Below are 17,415 nucleotides of genomic sequence, written 5' to 3' on the forward strand. Positions count from 1 at the left end.
ATCAGCGGCCTCCTGCTGGCGTGCCCAGCGGGGTCAGTTCCGCCGGCTCATCGGGCAATGGCTCGCCTTTGTGGGTCCGGCTGATCAGCGCAATGGTGCAACCACAGAGCACCACCGAGCCGATAGCCGCCAACACCGCCACCGGACCACCGTGCAAGGCCGTAACCACGTTCTGCTGCGCGGCCATCGCCACCACCACCGGAATGTACATGGCGCCCCAGAAGGCGACGCCCATCTCACAGTCCTTGGTCATGCCGCCGCGCTTCTGCGTCCACAGCCGTGCACAGATCAGCAGGATCATCGCAATGCCGACCCCGCCCACGTTGGATTTGACGCCCAGCAACACGCCGAGCATGTCGCCCAGGATCACCCCTGTCAGCGTACAGATCGCCAACAGCGCCACACCGTAAATAATCATTGTCGTAGTCCTCAAAGTGCATCGTCGAAGTTGTTGTTTTTGTGCTTCGCCAGCTTGAGTCGGTGTCTAGGGTTGGCGGTTTCCCTCCTCACGCAACAGCGCCTGCAAGGTATCGAGCCGGGCACCGTCGAAGGCAATGACGGTGCCCTGCTCGAACACCCGGCGCGCCAGCCCGGTGAGTACCGCGCCGGGTGGCAGTTCGATTTGTAGCCGCACACCGCGCTCGTAGGCGCTTTGCACGGTGCCGCGCCAATCGACGACGCGGCACATGTTGAAGGCCAGGTCGTCGCGCAGGGCCTCAATGCTGATCACCGGCCGGGCGCGGCTGCCGCTGAGATAGCTCAGTGTGGGGACTTTCAACGGCACCTCGGCAAACGCCTGGGCCAATGTCCGCGCCGGAGCCTCCAGCAACGGGCAATGGGACGGCACGCTCACCGCCAGCCGACAGGCTTTGCCAGCGCCTTGGCGCCGAGCCTTTTCGGCGACCAGGCCCATGGCTTCGTCGCTGCCGGCAATGACCACTTGGTTATCGGCGTTGATATTGGCCAGGTAGACCGGCGTTGTTTCACCGTGCACCTGCTCCAGCAAGGCTTCCACTGCCGCCAGATCCAGGCCGATGATCGCGCTCATGCCGTAGCCGTGCGGATACGCCTGCTGCATCAGTTCACCGCGCAGGCTGACCAGCCGCAGCGCATCCTCGAAGCCCAGCGCCCCGGCAACGACCGCCGCCGGATACGCACCGATGGACAGCCCTGCCACATAATCCGGCGCGGGGGCTTGTTCCAGCAATCGGCGGGCCGCCGCCACGCCGGCGATCAGCAGGCACAGTTGCACGGCGCGGGTCGATTGCAACGCCTCGGCGCTGTCCAGTCGCAAGACGTCTTCACCGAGCACATCCCCCGCCTCGTCCAGGATCAGCGGCACCAGCCCATGGAGCATGCCCACACGCTGTGCACCCTGGCCGGGAAAAACGAAGAGGCTGCTCACGCGACTTGTTCCACGCAAGGCTGCCAGGGATCGCACACCAGCCGGGCCTGGACGTCATCCTTGAGCAACACCCGAGGCGACGAACCCGCCCATTCGCGCAGGGCCACGGCGCCGCAAGGCGTTTGCAACTGCATGTCCACTGCGCAAACCGAAGCATCCAGTAGCGCCAGCAAATCCCTGGCCTGGAGACGATCCAGGCAGTGCGGTGTGCGCAGAATCAAATCCAGGTCACTGCGTTCATGCAGGGCCTCGACACCGCTGGCGAGCTCGAACCCGGCGCTGCCGCTGACGCCCCAGGTCCAGCCACGGCCATCGAGCAGCGGGCGCAGCCGGGCCAGCGCGTGCAGGGCCGGCAGGTCGCGCGGCGACTCGACCTGGCACAGGTCCTCCGGACGCACCCGGCGCTGGATCGCAGCCACCGGCATCGACGTGGCGTAACGCTGCTCCCTGAAGCGACCGCGCACGCCCACCGCCACATCCCCGGGCAAGGTCAACGCCCGGCGCACCACCACCGGTTGGCCGAGGCCGAGGCTCTCGACGGCCCAGCCTGGCGCATCCGCTGGCAAGTGCTCCGGCGTCATTCCCCAGAGCAGGTCATGGGCCAGTAACCCGTTCACCACTGCGCGCTCAACAATTGGCGAACAGTGCTGGAGGCTGCCCGATGGGTCGCACCGAGGCGGCTACGCAAATCGCGAGGCGCCGTGGCGATATCGTTGATCGCTTGTTGCAGGCAATCGGTCACCTGCGCCAGATCAGCCGCCGTCGGTTGTTCGATCTGCTCCACCGACAAGGTTTCCCACAACAACCCCAAGCTGGCAAAACTGTCGATGTCGTAGGCCATCGGCGGCACGCTGGCGGCCAGGGCTTCAAGCTCTTCAACACTGCGCAAGGTCACCCGCGCCGCCGAGGCCTTGCCCATGGCATGGACCATCACGCCCGGGTCGCGCAGGGCAATCAGCCGATTGGCCTGGTAGCCGTGGGCCAGGAACGCTCCCGACATCGCCTTGCCCACCAGCAAGCCAATCACCGGATGCCCGGCCAATCGCGCACGGGCATAGCTGTGCGCCGCACCGGCCAAGGCCTGATGAATGCCCAGGGCTTCTTCGCGCCGGCCATAGGCCTGGCTCGGGACATCGACAATTGCGATCAACGCACGCTTGGCAGACGCATCGCGGTCGGCGGCGATGGCGTCATCCACCGCCTTGGCCAGGCCCCAGCCTTCCAGCAAGCCGACTTCGCCGTTGCGAGCCCGTGGAAAACGGTTATCGGGATCGGCCACCACCGCCAGCAGGCGCACGGTTTGCTCGCCCAGCCTGACATCGGCGACTTTCAACGAAGCAGGTAAACCTGGTACCGCGCTGGCATCGCCACTCAAGGCTTCGAACCAGCGCAAGCCTCTCAATGAATACGAATTCATGGGCGTTCTCCCTGATACAGCTGGCGAACCGCTGCAGGTTCGATTTGCACGTCAGTGTCCAAGCGCGCCAAGCGCTGCAGGAACAGTTCGGCCTGGCCGCTACGGTGTTGCACGGGCACGCCCAGGTGCAGCAATTGGCTGACCTGTTGGCGGATCTGCGTCACATCGTCGGCCGCATAACGATCCACAAGTCCCGTGGCGAAACGCTGCTCGCCACCCGTCAGGCTCCAGATGAACGGCCGGTCACGGGAGTCGTATTCGTCGAGGCCGGCTTCCTGTTCGATCACTTGTGGACCGTTCAGGCCCAGGCGCGCTTCCCGGGTCACCAGCAGATAACTGCACAGCCCGGCGGCGATGGACATTCCGCCAAAGCAACCGACGCTGCCGGCCACCACGCCAACCACCGGCTGGTACTGACGCAAATCGACAATCGCCGAATGAATCTCGGCAATCGCCGCAAGCCCCAGGTTGGCCTCCTGCAACCGCACGCCACCGGTTTCCAACAGCAGCACGGCGCGGGTCGGAATACCTTTGCGGTTGTCTTCGGCGGCCAGTTCCAATGCGCCGGCAATCTTCGCCCCGCCAACCTCCCCGAGGCTGCCCCCCTGGAACGCACCTTCAATGGCGGCGATCACCACGGGCAGGCCATCGAGCGAGCCTTTGGCGATCACCACGCCGTCGTCGCTTTGCGGCACCACGCCCTGACGCAACAACCACGGCGACATGACCCGCTGGAACGGGTCGAGCAATTCACGGAAAGTGCCGTCATCGAGCAAGGCCTTGGCCCGCTGCCGGGCGCCGAGTTCGACGAAGCTGTGTTTGTTGAGCAACGCTGCGCTGTCAGTCATGGCCGATCTCCTCGAAGCCTTGTTCCAGGCGCAGACGCACCACACCGGGGGTGGCGCCGAAATCGTGGATATCGATAGACAAGGCCGGCGGCGTCTGGCCGTCGAACATGCGAGCGAACAGATGCCGCCAGCGTTGTTCGCTGCCATTGACCGAGGTCTGCACCTGAATGATCAGCTTGCCCGCCAGCCCGGGTTCGAGCAGCACTTCCAGGTCGCCCGAGCCGACGCAGCCCACCAGCGCCCGGCCCCGTGGCGGCTGCCCGGCGGGAAATTCAAAGGATAAGGTTTCCATCAGCACACTCCAGGGAAGAGGCCATCGCCACGCTCGAGACGATCGAGGAACAGGCAAGCGGCGAGCAGGTCGGCAGCGCCGCCGGGCGAGGCGTTCAAGGCAATCAGTTGTTGGTCCAGCGCGTGCAATTGGCGACGACCGCCCAGACTCGCACTGCCACCGGCATCGAGCACCGCTCTGGCGCCTTGTTGCATGGCCTGTAAACCCGCTTCGCCGGCACGGTAGAGCACGCAGGTATCGGCCAGGCGAGACATGATCGCCAGCAAGGCATCGAGCCGGGCGTTCTGCTCGCCCACCCCCGCCCCACGGCTGCGCTTGAGTTGCGGCAGGCCCAGGCCGGTCACCGCCGGAAACGCCAGTTGCGCTTCTTCTCGGGCACCCCGCACGCCGTAGCGCTGGGCGACCTGGGCGCCGTGGCTCAAGGGTTGGGGCGCATAACGGTCGTTGAGCAACGCCAGGCGGGCGGCGCGCAAAGTCACGGCGCTGGCGACACTGGATTCAGGCTCCAGCGCCGCAGCAGCGACTAACAGGCCCAAGGCCCAGATCGCGCCACGGTGGGTGTTCACCCCGCCTGTGGTGGCAAGCATCGTCGCTTCCCCCTCACGGCCGATCCGCCCAAGGGCTTCGCGCAACGGCAGGTCGATTTCGCCGCATTCAAGGGCGGCCTCGGCCATTTCCTTGAACGCCGGCCACAGCGACAGCGCCGAAGCATGCATCAGGCCCAGGTGCAAGTCGGTGTGGGCGCCATTGCCGCGACGATCCACCAGGGCCGGTTTAGGTGACAGGTCGGCTTCGTCGATCAGCGCATCCACCGCCATGTCCGCCAGACGTTCGGCCAAGGACAGTTTTTTCGGTTGCAGGTTGAAGGCGTGCATTTACCAGCTCCTGAACTTGGCGGGCGGGTTGTAGAGGCCACCGGACCACTCCACCAGATCGGCCACGCTCTTGGCCGCGAGCAACTCGCGGGTGGCGTCGGTGCGACGGATGCCGAGGTCTTCGGGCAAGGCGATCAGCCCTTCGCGGCGCATGCGCGCAGTGTCTTTCGGATCATGGCGCAAACCGATGGCGGTGACCCCAGCCACGGCGGCGATCATCGCCTGGCGCTCTTCCAAGGAACGAGCCTTGTACAGGTAGGCGATGCCCTCTTCGGTCAGCAGGTGGGTAACGTCGTCGCCGTAGATCATGATCGGCGCCAGGGGCATGCCGGCTTTCTTCGCCACGTCCACCGCATCGAGGGTCTCGACGAAGGTCGGTTTGCCGCCCTCCTGGAACGTCTCGACCATCTGCACCACCAGCTTCTTGCCGCGTTCGAGCAACGGCGCCTCGCCATCGCCATGGCGCATGTCGAGCCAGGCCGGCGTGCCATGACGGCGACCGCGCGGGTCGTGACCCATGTTCGGCGCACCGCCGAACCCAGCCAAGCGGCCGCGGGTCACGGTGGAGGAATGGCCGTCGCCGTCCACTTGCAGGGTGGCGCCGATGAACAGGTCCACCGCGTATTGCCCGGCCAGTTGGCAAACCATGCGATTGGAACGCAGGGAGCCGTCGTGGCCGGTGAAGAACACGTCAGGGCGAGCGGCGATGTAATTTTCCATGCCCAACTCGGTGCCAAAGCAATGCACGCTTTCGACCCAGCCGCTTTCGATGGCCGGGATCAGGGTTGGATGGGGGTTGAGGGTCCAGTTACGGCAGATCTTGCCCTTCAGACCGAGGGATTCGCCGTAGGTCGGCAGGATCAATTCGATGGCGGCGGTGTTGAAACCGATGCCGTGGTTGAGGGACTGGACGTTGTGTTTTTCGTAGATCCCACGGATCGCCATCATCGCCATCAACACATGCACAGGCTTGATGTGGCGCGGGTCGCGGGTAAACAGCGGCTCGATGTAGAACGGCTTGTCGGCCACCACCACGAAGTCGACCCATGACGCCGGGATATCCACCCGTGGCAGGTCACTGACGTCATCCACCAACTGGTTGACCTGGACAATGACGATGCCGTCACTGAACGCCGCCGGCTCGATCAGCGCCGGCGTGTCTTCGGTGCTGGGGCCGGTGTAGATATTGCCGGCGCGGTCGGCCATGAAACCGGCCGAGAGCACCACGTTGGGGATCAGGTCCACCACCAGCCGGGCGTAGAGCTCGATGTAGGTGTGGATCGCACCGATTTCCAGCAGGCCATCTTCCAGCAATTGGCTGATGCGCAGGCTCTGGGTGCCGGCGAAGGAGAAATCCAGCTTGCGGGCAATGCCGCGTTCGAACAGATCCAAGTGCTCGGAACGACCGACGCTGGGCATGATCATGTGCAAATCGTGCAACTTCGAAGGGTCGACTTTCGCCAGCGAGCGCGAGAGAAAATCCGCCTGCTTCTGGTTATTGCCCTCCAGCACCACACGGTCGCCGGGAAGGATCAACGCTTCCAGCGCCGCGACGATCTTGTCGGTGGGCAACACCACTCCATCGGCAAGCCCCTTCACCAGCCCGAGACGCCGCTGCTTCTCGCTGCGCCGCCGCGTCCAGCGCGAGTCGGGGGATATTGTTGTTGTCATGACCACTCCACGGGTTCGCTGTCGTGGGGGTTACCTTAGGAGCGTCATGGAGGGGCATCAATCAAGCTCGGTGCCGGATCGTTACGCTTGGAGTAATGATCGCCAAATGAAGCTGACTACCCACCCATGTGGCGAGGGAGCTTGCTCCCGCTGGCCTGCAAAGCAGGCTCCGGCACTTTTCAAGCAGACCGCATTACCAGGTTTGCGGCTGCTACGCAGCCGAGCGGGAGCAAGCTCCCTCGCCACGGGGCTATTCGGCGCAATGATGACCAGTGTGGGAGCGAGCCTGCTCGCGATAGCGGTGAATCAGTCGATGACGTCGCCTGACACGCCGCCAATCGCGAGCAGGCTCGCTCCCACAGACGGACCGCCTGAGAAATATCCGTCTGTCGGCTCTTGCTTCAACCTGTCATTCCTGACAGTAGCCAAACTGCCCATTGCAGCGCCGAATAGTCTGTGCGGCGATCTTTAATGTCCGGCTTCCTCGGGCAGGGTCAAAAGTGTCATGACTGGAGAGACAGCATGGACCATGACAAGTACGGGCATGATTTCAACGATGGGAAACGAAACGGCTGGGAAAATGATATTGGCTCCTTGGATGGGGTACTCAAATCGGAAGGAGAGGGAAGTCGCAAGAATACATTCTGGTCCGGTAAGCTGGAGTACAGACCCCCGAACATATTTCTACCATCGCTTGCCAAAATGTTTACCTTTCCTGGCCCAAGGGGGGACAAAGAAGAGCAAGGGTGGCTTTTCACCTCCTTCAGATTCCGTATTCATCCAGCAGAGCCGGGGGAAGCAACAGTACTCAGGGTCATCGTTACAGCGAACGTATCGCTAGGCTATACCGCCTTTAATATAGACACAGACACGCCAACCGGCAGTTGGCTACCCAGTGGACCCATCGGAGTTCGCTATTCCGGCACTAAGGCTCATATCGTGATCGGTACGAATAGCGCGGCACCCGGAGTGTCCCGCAAGATAGACATCGATGACATCACGGTTGAGCGGGTTCCCGATAAGTAAAAACACGAGCGAGCACCCCACGTCCAACCGATCCGACGTATCAGTTGGAACTGAATCTGTGGGAGCGAGCCTGCTCGCGATAGCGATGGGTCAGTCCAATATTTTTGCTGACTGACACTCCGCCATCGCGAGCAAGCTCGCTCCCACAGGTATCGTGCCCGTCTCAGGTGTTTACCAGCCCGGCCGCCACCACCAACTCCTCCAACGCCAGCAGATCCGGCACTTTCGCCACATGCTCCCCCACCTGCACCGCCGCCTGTTCCAGCCCGCACAGCGGCACGTCGACATAGCTCAACTGGGTGTCGAGCTTGCAGGAGCGAGGGATACCCTGGACCAGCAAGGCAATGAAGCGCAGCTCCGGCCGTCCGCCCAGGGCGTTGAGGATGACGATGCGTGCTCGCTCGCCGATCACGGTTTTCTGGCCGCAGGCCGATTCGAAGCTCAGTAGCGGAATCTGCCGTTCGCGCCAGCTCACCCACCCCAGGAACCACGGCGGGGTGTCCATATCGAAGGCGCTGCTCTGGTAGTCGATCAACTCGGCCACCGCCACGTTGGGCAGGATCAGGTGGCGGTCGGCCAGTGGCAGCAGCAGGCCGGTGAGGTGGCTGGCGCGTGAGTGATGCAGGTCATGCATGGGTTCTGCTCCAGTAGGCGATGCTGTCGAGCAGCACCGATTCCTGGTACGGCTTGCCCAGGTAGTCGTTGACGCCGATGGCCATGGCCCGGTCGCGGTGTTTCTGGCCGGTGCGGGAGGTGATCATGATGATCGGCAGGTGCGCCAGGCGTGGGTCGTTGCGCACTTGCGTGGCCACTTCGAAGCCGTCCATGCGCGGCATCTCGATGTCCAGCAGCATCAGGTCAGGCGCGTGCTCGGACAGCAGCGCCATGGCGTCCACGCCGTCCTTGGCGGTCAGGACATGCATGCCATGGCGCTCCAGCAGGCGGCTGGTGACCTTGCGCACCGTCACCGAGTCGTCCACCACCAGCACCAGCAGTGGCCGTTGCGGTTCGCCCTCGCCTTCCGCCGGCACCTGACGGCGCGGGACCTGGTGGGGCAAGGCGCGGATCGGCGCCAGCAGGTCGAGAATCAACACCACCCGGCCATCCCCCAGGATCGTCGCCCCGGACAGGCCCTGCACCGCGGAGAATTGCGGGCCAAGGCTCTTGACCACGATCTCTCGCGTCCCGGCGATAGCGTCCACCTGCACGGCCACGTGCCGCTCGTTGCACTGCACCAGCAGCACCGGCAACGGCTGGCTCTGGCCCAGCAGCTTCGGCCGGGGGCCGGTTTTCAGTAGCTCGCCCAGGTAGCACAGTTCATAGCGTTGTCCGGCGTAGGTGTAGGTCGGCGGGTCGAGTTGGTAATAGCCATCCAGTTCGGCCGGCAATACCCGGACAATGCTTTCGATGGCGTTCAGCGGGATCGCGTACTGGTCTTCGTGACAATGCACCATCAATGCCCGGTTCACTGCCACGGTAAACGGCAGGCGAATGCGGAAATGCACGCCCTGCCCCGGCGTGGAATCGATGGTCATGCTGCCGCCCAACTGCCGCACCTCTTCGTGGACCACGTCCATGCCCACGCCACGCCCGGAGATCTGGGTGATTTTTTCCGCCGTGGAAAACCCCGGTTGCAGGATGAACTGCAGCACGTCGCGATCGCTGATATCACTGTCCGGCGCCAGCAGGCCCCGCTTGATCGCCTTGCTCCGCACCGCCTCCAGCGGCACGCCGGCACCGTCGTCGCGGATGTCGAAAATGATGTCGCCGCCTTCCCGCGACAGATCGAGGCTGATGCGTCCTCGCGCCGGCTTGCCAGCGGCGACGCGCACGTCGGCCGGTTCCAGGCCGTGGTCGACGGCGTTGCGCAGCATGTGCTCCAGGGGCGCGGCCATCCGTTCCAGGACGTTACGGTCCATCTCGCCGTCGGCATTGCCCACCACGAACTCCACGTCCTTGCCCAGCTCCTGCGCCACTTGCCGGACGATGCGCTTGAGCCGCGGCAGCATGCGCTCGAACGGCACCATGCGCGTGCGCATCAGGCCTTCCTGGAGCTCGGTGTTGATCCGCCCCTGCTGTTGCAGCAGGAGTTCGGCATCGTGATTGCTGCGTTCCAGGGTTTCCTTGAGTTCGAGCAAGTCCGAGGCAGACTCGAACAACGCCCGGGACAGCTGCTGCAACTGGGAATGCCGATCCATCTCCAGCGGGTCGAACTCTTCGTAGCCCAGGCGCTCGGCCTCCACTTGTTGACGACTGAGAATCCGCCCCTGGGTTTCGGTATCCAGGCGCCGCAACTGGTCGCGCATGCGCTCGATGGTGGTTTCCATTTCGCTCAGGGCCACGCTTGCGTCGTTGACCTGCTGTTCGATGCGTCCGCGGAAGATCGACGTTTCCCCCGCCAGGTTCACCAGGTCGTCGAGCAGTTCGGCGGAGACCTTGACCATGTCCGCACCGTCGCCCGCTGCACTGGGGTCTTGTCTGGCGGGCGCCGCGGGCGGATTTGCGATGGACGCCGGGGCAGCCTGTGACACCGCACTTGCCTGGGGATGATTCACCGCCTGGATCTGCGCGATCAGCCGATCGGCCAGCGGGCACGGATGGCCGGCGCGCACCGCATCGAGCATCTGCGCTAGTCGGTCATGACTGCTTTGCAGCAAGGCAAACAATGCCGGAGTCGGCTGGAGCAGGCCCGCCGACAGGCCTTCGTAGAGGTTTTCCAGCTCATGGGCCAGGTCGCCGATGGGGACGATTTCCACCATCCGCGCACCGCCCTTGAGGGTATGCAAATCCCGCAGCAGGGTTTCCACGGCCTGGCGATTCGACGGTTCTTCCTGCCAGCGCAGCAGCGCCGCGCCTGAGCTGTCGAGGATGTCGAAGCCTTCTTCAAGGAAGATTTCCAGCAGCTCGGGATCGTGGCCGGCACCGTCGGCCTGGGCCGCTGCGCTCGCCTCGATGGCGTTCGGCTTGTCCTGGCGGAACCTTCGGATAGCGTCGATCAGCGCAACGGGATCGCCCAACGGCTGGCCCTGTTGCAACTGCCCGAGCAACAGGTCGAGGCGTTCGTGGCTGCTGCCGAGCAGGTGCGCCAGTTCCTCGCTGTAGCTGTAGCGCCGGTCCACCAGACCCTCGTAAAGGTTTTCCAGCTCCTGGGCCAGGTCGCTCACCGGCCGGATGCCGGCCATCCGCGCGCCACCCTTGAGGGTGTGCAAGTCGCGTTGCAGCGAGGACAGCGGCGCACCGTTGTCCGGATCTGCCAACCAGCGCTGCAAGGCCTGGGCGGCACTTTCGAGGATGTCCTGGGCCTCTTCGAGGAAAATCGACGCAAGGTCATCGTCCACCGAGGTCTTGGCGGGCACGTCGCGTTCCATTTCCGCCGTCGCGTGGCCCAGTTCGCGGATACTCAGCGTGCGGCTGCCGTCGCTGCGGATCAGGCCGGTGGCCGACGGGTCGAGGCTCTCCTGGAGCAGGCGACGCAGGGCCGCCACTCGCTCTGGCTGCGGACGCACGTGCTGCCCGGCCGCCAGCTCATCGAGCATGTCGATCAGCGCCTCATGGGCGAGCTGCGCCTGCTGGAAAAATTCATCGCTGACCGCCAGGCTGCTTTCTTCCACCGCGCCGTAGAGGTCCAGCAAGGCTTCGCAGAGTTCGTCCACCGGGTGCAGGTCGGCCAGGTGCGCGCCTTCGCCGAGGGTCGTCAGCTCATCCAGCAGCGCACTCAGTTCCTGGCCTTCGCCGGGGTGCTGCTGCCAGCGCTGCAAGAGGCTTTCGGCGTCCAGCAGGATGTCCATGCCCTGGGCAAGGAAGTTGTTGATCAGCTGTGGATCGCGCTTGGTCCGTATTGCTTTGTCTGGCGCATTGTTGGCCGCGTGCAGACGCTCGGCCAGCAGGGCCTGGGCGCGCAGGATCAAATCTTCGGCGCCGGGGATCGGCGCCAGCGGCTCGCTGTGCAATTGGCGCAGGCCGCGGCGCAGCAGCCCTTCGGCCTCCAGCAGCAACTCCACCTCATCCAGGTCGAGGGCAATCAGGTGCGCCCGGTACTCTCGGGCCAGCTCATCCATCGCACCGGCCAGCTCGGCGATAGGTAGCACGCCGGCCATCGAGGCGCTGCCCTTGAGGGTATGCAAGGCCCGTTGCAATTCATCGCTGGCCTGCAACGGCAGGTGGTCGGCCGCCTGGTCGAGAAAACGGTTGAGGCTGGCGAGGTGGCCCTGGGCTTCGTTGTCGAAGATCTTCAACAGCAGCGGATCGAGAGCGGCCACGTCCTGCTCGTCGTCTTCATCGTCTTCATCGCCGCCCTTGGCCAGGGCATGGGCGCGGGCGGCCAGGCGGTCGACATCATCGCGCTGGCGCTGCCGACTGGCCGCGAATTCGGCCACCAGTGCCGGCAACAACTGCACCGTGTCTTCGACCAACTGACGGACCGACGCCTGCGGCTCGACGCTGCGCTCCAGTACCCGGTTGAGCAGGTTTTCCACGGCCCAGGCCAGTTCACCCAGCACCAGCGCCCGCACCATCCGACCACTGCCCTTGAGGGTGTGGAAGGCCCGGCGCAGTTCCCTCAGGGCGCCGTGGTCGTCGGGATGCGCACTCCAGCGCGGCAAGTATTCGCGCAGAACGTCGAGCACCTCGGCGGTTTCCTCGAGGAAGACCTCGCGCAACTCGTCGTCCACCGGGCTCTCGTCCGGTGGTGGGGGCAACAGGCTGCCCGGGGTGCTCCTGGCCGGCGGATTGACCGCCGAGAGCGGGCTGGCCAGCACCTGTGCCAAGGACTGCACCGTCTGCGGGTCATCCAGTTCCTGCAAGTCCTGCATGACCTGGGCTTCGTTGGGACTCAACACATCGTCAAGCACCGGGACCCGCGCTTCGTCAGGGTAATAACCGAGCGCGGCCAGGCTGCGCTCGACCCCATCGAGCAAGGGCTCGCCTGGGGTTTCCGGATCCTCGCTCAAGCGCTCCAGGTAATATTCGAGACCGGTGATCACGTCGGCCAAATGGTCGAGTTCTTCCCAACCCGGCTGAGCCTGCTCCAGCAACAGATGGTCACGGATGAAAGCGTTGCAGGCCTCCACCAGGCTGGCGGCACGGCTCAGGGGGATCATCGCCAGCGCACCGCGCACCTGGGTCAGCAACGCCGGTAACGGTTGCAGTTGCTCGCTGTTCCAGTCCGCGTCGATGTAGTCGACGATCATATCCTTGGCCTGTTGCAGGCAGGTGTGGGTTTCCTTGATGACGATCTGGTGGATCTGGGTCAGGTCGGTGGTGGGCAGGTGCGTGTCTTCGCGGCTCTCGGGCTCGACGGTGCCGACCATGCCGGCCAAGGTCGCCTCGACATAGAGCAAGGCCCCGGCAACGTCCATGAGGGTCGCGTCATCCGGCTCGCGCTGGCCCTGGGCGAGACTCAGGACCACCGCCAACTGATCGATGATGACCTTGCGCGGCTGGCCGAAACCGAGCACCGCCAGGGTATCGGCGATCTGCCTCAGGGGAGCCAGCAGGCTGTCCAGTTCCGAGGCGTGCTGGCGATCGCTGCGCACGAACAGGTCCAGGCGCTCCTTGACCCGTACCAACTCCTCGCACAGCGCGGCGAGCACCGAGCGCATGGCATCGCGGTCGGGCCCGGCCAGGCGCGCGCGTTCTTCGTCGACCATGGCGCTGTCGGGCAGCGCGTCGTCCAGTGAGTAGCGTTCTTTCATGATCTGCATCTGCCCGCTGGGATGTTCGGCCTTGGCAATATAGAACAACAAGCTCTTGAGCAGGTGGGGCGGTGCCGGCTGATTGATGCCGGGCATGCCTTGGTCCAGCAGGCGCTTGAGTTCCTTGTCGGCTTCCTTGAACAGGCTGCGCAGCGCCGGGCTGTTGGCGATGCGCCCGTCACGCATGCCTTCGACCAGCGCTGAGGCCACCTGCCATAAGGCATTGAGCGGCGCCCCGGCACACAACGTTTCCAGGCGCTGGAAAACCTTGGCCAGGTAACCGAGGTGGGTCGCGTCATCCTGTTCGCGCAGCAGGCCCACCAGGGCCATTTGCAGGGTCTGGCGCCATTTGCGCAAGGTGTTTGGCAGGTCAGCGGGTTCGAGGCGCCGCAAAGCCTCGTCGCTGAGCGGCGCAATATCGGGCAATTCAGGACTGAACAGGCTGGTTTCCGACAACAGGCTCTCGCCCCGGGCACTGCGCAGGTCGTTGATCAGGGGCAGTACCACTAACGGCAGATCGCGGCGGGCGCCTTGTATGCGATCCAGGTAAATCGGCAACTGCCCCAGGGCCTGGCTCAACAGGCTGATGGCTTCATCGCGATGGGTGACGCGGTTGTCCTGCAGGGCGGCGCACAGCTGCTCCATCTCCTCGGCCAGCAAGGCCGCACCATAGAACTCGACCATCTGCAGGCCGCCATGGACCTGGTGAATGCAGGCCAGGCATTGCCCGAGAGCGTCCGCCGCCTGGGGATCGTCCACCAGGCGGTTGAGGGCCAGATGAGCCTGCTTCAGCGTTTCGGCAATCTCGCCCTTGACCCATTCCAGGGCCACGTAGTCGTGCCGATCACCCATAACCACTCCAAATCAACCTGTGGCGAGGGGATTTATCCCCGCTGGACTGCGAAGCAGTCCCAAAATAGCCAGTCTGGTACATAGAGATTGGGTTCTGCATTGCTAGGGGCCGCTTCGCGCCCCAGCGGGGATAAATCCCCTCGCCACAGAAGATCTCTGCGGCCAGGAAAGTGCGGCCAGTCACCCCTTGTCCTCATCCGCCACAGGTGCGGCCGGCAAGGTAAACCCCGACACCGAACGGCGCAGCTGGCTGGCCATTTTCGCCAGGTTGCCGATGCTTTCGGCGGTGGCGGTGGAGCCCGATGAAGTCTGTGTGGTGATCTGCTGGATCACGTTCATGGTCAAGGAAATCTGCCCCGCCGAGGTGGTCTGTTGCTGCGCCGCGTTGGAGATGCTCTGGATCAGCGCCGCCAGGGTCTTGGACACACCTTCGATCTCCTCCAGGGCGACGCCGGCGTCCTGGGCCAGTCGCGCACCACGCACCACTTCGGTGGTGGTCTGCTCCATGGAAATCACCGCTTCGTTGGTGTCGGCCTGGATCGCCCGCACCAGGGTTTCGATTTGCCGGGTCGCCGCCGAAGAACGCTCGGCCAGGCGTTGCACTTCATCGGCCACCACCGCGAACCCGCGCCCGGCATCACCGGCCATGGATGCCTGGATGGCGGCGTTGAGGGCCAGGATGTTGGTCTGGTCGGCGATGTCGTCGATCAGGCTGACAATGTCGCCAATTTCCTGGGATGACTCGCCCAGGCGCTTGATGCGCTTGGCGGTGTCCTGGATCTGTTCGCGAATGTTGTCCATGCCATGGATGGTGTTGTGCACCACCTCGTTACCCTTGTTGGCAATTTCCACCGAACGCTCGGCCACCGCCGACGATTCGGCGGCATTGGCCGACACCTGGTCGATGGACTGGGCCATTTCATTAATTGAAGTCGAAGCTTCGGAAATTTGCTGGGCCTGGTGCTCGGAAGCCTGGGCCAGGTGCATCGCGGTGGCCTGGGTTTCCTGCACGGCGGCGGCGACCTGGCCGGCGGTGAGGTTGATGGTGGCCACCAGATCGCGCAGTTGGTCCACCGAGTAGTTGATGGAATCGGCGATGGTGCCGGTGAAATCCTCGGTGACCGAGGCCGTAACGGTCAGGTCGCCGTCAGCCAGGTCCTCGATTTCATCCAGCAGCCGCATGATCGCGTTCTGGTTGCGCTCGTTCTTTTCCGCGGTTTCGTGCAACTGACGGTTGGTCTCGCGGACCATCACCAGCCCGATCAGGATGATCGACATCAGCGCCAGCAGGCCCAACACATAGCCGCCGATGGTATTGACGGAACGCCCGCCGGCCAGGTTTTCGAAGGCTGTGGCCAGGTGCGAAGCCTCGTCGAGCAAAGTCTGCGACAAGTTGAAGATATTGCCGGCCGATTCGCGGACCTTGAACAGCTCCGGCGAGGTTTCGAGGATTTCATCCACCGAGCCGGAGACGAACTCGAACAGCTCGCTGATTTCGCTCAGCCGCGCCCGGGCATCGCGGTCCTGGACCTGGGAGATTTTCAGGGCGGCGTCACCTTGCAGCATGCCATTGAGCACCTGGCCAAAACGCGCCGCGTCGCGACCGAAGGTATCGGCGGCCTGGCTGGCGTTTTCGTCCCCCGCCAGCACGGTATTCACCGCGCCGAGAATCCGCTCGGCCAGCAGGGACTGGCGCTGGGCCATGGCCACTTGGGTGGCCGGCGCGCCACGTTGCAGAAGGATCTCGACGACTTTTTCGTACTCGACCTGCAATTGCGGCACGGTTTCGGCCAGGGTGGCCGCCACCTGGTGCAGCGACAACACGGTCTGTTCGCTGGAGAGGATGGCATCGGTGTTCTTGAGCAGGCGCTCCCAATCCAGCTGCACGGCGCGCATCTGCGGGCGCAGGGTGGCGGGCGCAGGCGGCAGGCCAGTCACCGGATCGCCCTGTTTCAGGTAGCCCCAGCGCTGGGCGAAGTCATTGCGCGCATCGCTCAGCAGCTTGAACGCCGCAGGCTTGCCGGCGGCGGCCTCGGTGGCGTTCTTGGCGATGCGCTGGGACAGCACCCGCAGCTCACCGGCATGGCCGATGTACTGTTTATCGTAGGTGGATTGGGTGTTGAGGTAAGCGAAGTTGGCGAACAGCAACATGATGAAGACGATCAGCGCGACGAACAGCACGATGATCTGCGAACGACTGCGCGACGCTTCCAGTGGCTTGCCTGTTTTTGCTTTGATCATCGATTTTTCGCCTGTGCTGCCCAGTCCAACTCTCTCACTGTGGTCCCCATGTGGGAGCGAGCTTGCTCGCGATAGCCGTGGATCAGTCAGCATTGCTCTGGCTGACCCACCGCAATCGCGAGCAAGCTCGCTCCCACAAGGGGCCTGCGCCGCATCTCGTCAAATCGCCACATCCATGAACCCCGGCGACCGCGCCAGGGCAAACGGGCTGAACACTTGCCACTCACGCTCGCCGCCGAACCGGCCCTTGACGAAGGCCGCTTCCGGGCCGTCGTGGTCGTCCACCAGCATCGGTTCCGGGCTGTGCTGGGCAAAGTGCTGCAGCCCGAGGACCTCGTCCACCAGCAACCCGGCGAACACCTCGTCGTGGTCCACCACCAGCACCCGCCGCTGTTTGCGCACGGCAGACAGCTCATGGCCGAAGAACCCGCACAAATCCATCAACGGCAACAAGCGCCCACGCAGGTTAGCCACGCCACGCACCCACGGCTTGACCCCGGGCAAATGCGTGTGACGTGGCTCGTGCAGCACTTCGCTGACTTCGCCCATCGGCGCCACGTACCAGTGCTCGCCCAGGCGAAAGCCGATGCCGCTCCAGCCGGCACGGTGGGCCGGCTGGGAGGGCAGGTCCGCCCCCAGCAGCCGGCAACGCCGGTCGATCTGCAGCAGCAGTTCGAAGGCCGTCAGGGATTGGCTCATGGCCGCGCAGTCAACCCGCCAGTACTTTGTTCAGGGTCGCGATCAGGGTTTCTTCATCCACTGGCTTGGTCAGGTAATCCTTCGCCCCCTGGCGCGTACCCCATACCTTGTCGGTGTCCTGATCCTTGGTGGTGATGATGATCACCGGGATATGGCCGGTGTCCGGGTCCTTGGTCAACTGGCGCGTGGCCTGGAAACCATTGAGGCCGGGCATGACAATGTCCATCAGCACCGCATCGGGTTTTTCCTGGCGGGCCAGCGCCACGCCATCGGCGCCATTCTCGGCCTTCAGGACCTGATGGCCGTGCTTTTCCAGCATTCCGGTCAGTTTGTACATTTCAGTCGGCGAATCATCGACGATCAGAACTCGTGCCATGGTATTCCCCATTTTCTTGT

Annotated in this window: 14 protein-coding genes; 1 reads left to right on the top strand and 13 read right to left on the bottom strand. The window is 64.1% G+C overall.

Annotation, left to right across the window (positions count from 1 at the left end):
- Position 1 precedes the first annotated feature (1 nt).
- The 8 genes from madL to mdcA form a co-directional block, all read right to left on the bottom strand.
- A complete protein-coding gene (gene madL / locus AB7M32_RS02670) occupies positions 2–418 on the bottom strand; it encodes a malonate transporter subunit MadL (RefSeq protein ID WP_072405887.1) in 417 nt (138 codons plus the stop codon).
- 66 nt (positions 419–484) lie between these two features.
- Positions 485–1,405, bottom strand: coding sequence for a malonate decarboxylase subunit epsilon (gene mdcH / locus AB7M32_RS02675; RefSeq protein ID WP_454249010.1), 921 nt, complete (start codon positions 1,403–1,405; stop codon positions 485–487).
- Positions 1,402–2,025, bottom strand: a complete 624-nt coding sequence (locus AB7M32_RS02680; protein ID WP_454249011.1) for a malonate decarboxylase holo-ACP synthase — start codon at positions 2,023–2,025, stop codon at positions 1,402–1,404. Before AB7M32_RS02680 ends, mdcH begins: the two co-directional genes overlap by 4 nt.
- Positions 2,019–2,822: a biotin-independent malonate decarboxylase subunit gamma gene (mdcE, locus tag AB7M32_RS02685; protein ID WP_454249012.1), complete on the bottom strand. Its 804-nt coding sequence runs from the start codon at positions 2,820–2,822 to the stop codon at positions 2,019–2,021. The genes AB7M32_RS02680 and mdcE overlap by 7 nt, the downstream gene beginning before the upstream one ends.
- On the bottom strand, positions 2,819–3,670 hold the full coding sequence (locus AB7M32_RS02690; protein WP_454249013.1) for a biotin-independent malonate decarboxylase subunit beta: 852 nt from the start codon (positions 3,668–3,670) through the stop codon (positions 2,819–2,821). The genes mdcE and AB7M32_RS02690 overlap by 4 nt, the downstream gene beginning before the upstream one ends.
- Positions 3,663–3,962 (bottom strand): malonate decarboxylase subunit delta, encoded by a 300-nt coding sequence (locus tag AB7M32_RS02695; RefSeq protein WP_123343679.1) that lies wholly within the window; start codon positions 3,960–3,962, stop codon positions 3,663–3,665. Before AB7M32_RS02695 ends, AB7M32_RS02690 begins: the two co-directional genes overlap by 8 nt.
- Positions 3,962–4,837 (bottom strand): triphosphoribosyl-dephospho-CoA synthase, encoded by an 876-nt coding sequence (locus AB7M32_RS02700; RefSeq protein ID WP_454249014.1) that lies wholly within the window; start codon positions 4,835–4,837, stop codon positions 3,962–3,964. Before AB7M32_RS02700 ends, AB7M32_RS02695 begins: the two co-directional genes overlap by 1 nt.
- On the bottom strand, positions 4,838–6,508 hold the full coding sequence (gene mdcA, locus AB7M32_RS02705; protein ID WP_003206457.1) for a malonate decarboxylase subunit alpha: 1,671 nt from the start codon (positions 6,506–6,508) through the stop codon (positions 4,838–4,840). It lies immediately after the preceding gene.
- 522 nt (positions 6,509–7,030) lie between these two features.
- On the opposite strand from mdcA, the gene AB7M32_RS02710 reads away from it, so the two are divergent.
- Complete coding sequence (locus AB7M32_RS02710; protein WP_454249015.1) at positions 7,031–7,534, top strand: hypothetical protein; 504 nt, start codon at positions 7,031–7,033, stop codon at positions 7,532–7,534.
- A gap of 163 nt (positions 7,535–7,697) precedes the next feature.
- On the opposite strand, the gene AB7M32_RS02715 is transcribed toward AB7M32_RS02710, so the two are convergent.
- From AB7M32_RS02715 to pilH, 5 genes are all read right to left on the bottom strand, one after another.
- Positions 7,698–8,168, bottom strand: a complete 471-nt coding sequence (locus tag AB7M32_RS02715) for a chemotaxis protein CheW (RefSeq protein ID WP_454249016.1) — start codon at positions 8,166–8,168, stop codon at positions 7,698–7,700.
- The gene (locus AB7M32_RS02720; protein WP_454249017.1) at positions 8,161–14,079 is read right to left on the bottom strand and encodes an Hpt domain-containing protein; all 5,919 of its coding nucleotides are present in this window, start codon (positions 14,077–14,079) and stop codon (positions 8,161–8,163) included. Before AB7M32_RS02720 ends, AB7M32_RS02715 begins: the two co-directional genes overlap by 8 nt.
- A 180-nt stretch (positions 14,080–14,259) precedes the next feature.
- The gene (locus tag AB7M32_RS02725; RefSeq protein ID WP_454249018.1) at positions 14,260–16,320 is read right to left on the bottom strand and encodes a methyl-accepting chemotaxis protein; all 2,061 of its coding nucleotides are present in this window, start codon (positions 16,318–16,320) and stop codon (positions 14,260–14,262) included.
- A 159-nt stretch (positions 16,321–16,479) separates the two neighbouring features.
- Entirely contained in the window at positions 16,480–17,019 is a 540-nt protein-coding gene (locus tag AB7M32_RS02730) for a chemotaxis protein CheW (protein ID WP_454249019.1), read from the bottom strand.
- 10 nt (positions 17,020–17,029) lie between these two features.
- Complete coding sequence (pilH, locus tag AB7M32_RS02735; protein WP_003206465.1) at positions 17,030–17,395, bottom strand: twitching motility response regulator PilH; 366 nt, start codon at positions 17,393–17,395, stop codon at positions 17,030–17,032.
- Positions 17,396–17,415: the final 20 nt, after the last annotated feature.

The organism is Pseudomonas sp. R151218B TE3479, from assembly GCF_053629195.1.

Bases quoted from the DNA above. Each gene is read 5' to 3' on its own strand.
- madL (WP_072405887.1), bottom strand. From the start codon at position 418: ATGATTATTTACGGTGTGGCGCTGTTGGCGATCTGTACGCTGACAGGG.
- mdcE (WP_454249012.1), bottom strand. From the start codon at position 2,822: ATGAATTCGTATTCATTGAGAGGCTTGCGCTGGTTCGAAGCCTTGAGT.
- AB7M32_RS02690 (WP_454249013.1), bottom strand. From the start codon at position 3,670: ATGACTGACAGCGCAGCGTTGCTCAACAAACACAGCTTCGTCGAACTC.
- AB7M32_RS02695 (WP_123343679.1), bottom strand. From the start codon at position 3,962: ATGGAAACCTTATCCTTTGAATTTCCCGCCGGGCAGCCGCCACGGGGC.
- AB7M32_RS02700 (WP_454249014.1), bottom strand. From the start codon at position 4,837: ATGCACGCCTTCAACCTGCAACCGAAAAAACTGTCCTTGGCCGAACGT.
- mdcA (WP_003206457.1), bottom strand. From the start codon at position 6,508: ATGACAACAACAATATCCCCCGACTCGCGCTGGACGCGGCGGCGCAGC.
- AB7M32_RS02710 (WP_454249015.1), top strand. From the start codon at position 7,031: ATGGACCATGACAAGTACGGGCATGATTTCAACGATGGGAAACGAAAC.
- AB7M32_RS02715 (WP_454249016.1), bottom strand. From the start codon at position 8,168: ATGCATGACCTGCATCACTCACGCGCCAGCCACCTCACCGGCCTGCTG.
- AB7M32_RS02720 (WP_454249017.1), bottom strand. From the start codon at position 14,079: ATGGGTGATCGGCACGACTACGTGGCCCTGGAATGGGTCAAGGGCGAG.
- AB7M32_RS02725 (WP_454249018.1), bottom strand. From the start codon at position 16,320: ATGATCAAAGCAAAAACAGGCAAGCCACTGGAAGCGTCGCGCAGTCGT.
- AB7M32_RS02730 (WP_454249019.1), bottom strand. From the start codon at position 17,019: ATGAGCCAATCCCTGACGGCCTTCGAACTGCTGCTGCAGATCGACCGG.
- pilH (WP_003206465.1), bottom strand. From the start codon at position 17,395: ATGGCACGAGTTCTGATCGTCGATGATTCGCCGACTGAAATGTACAAA.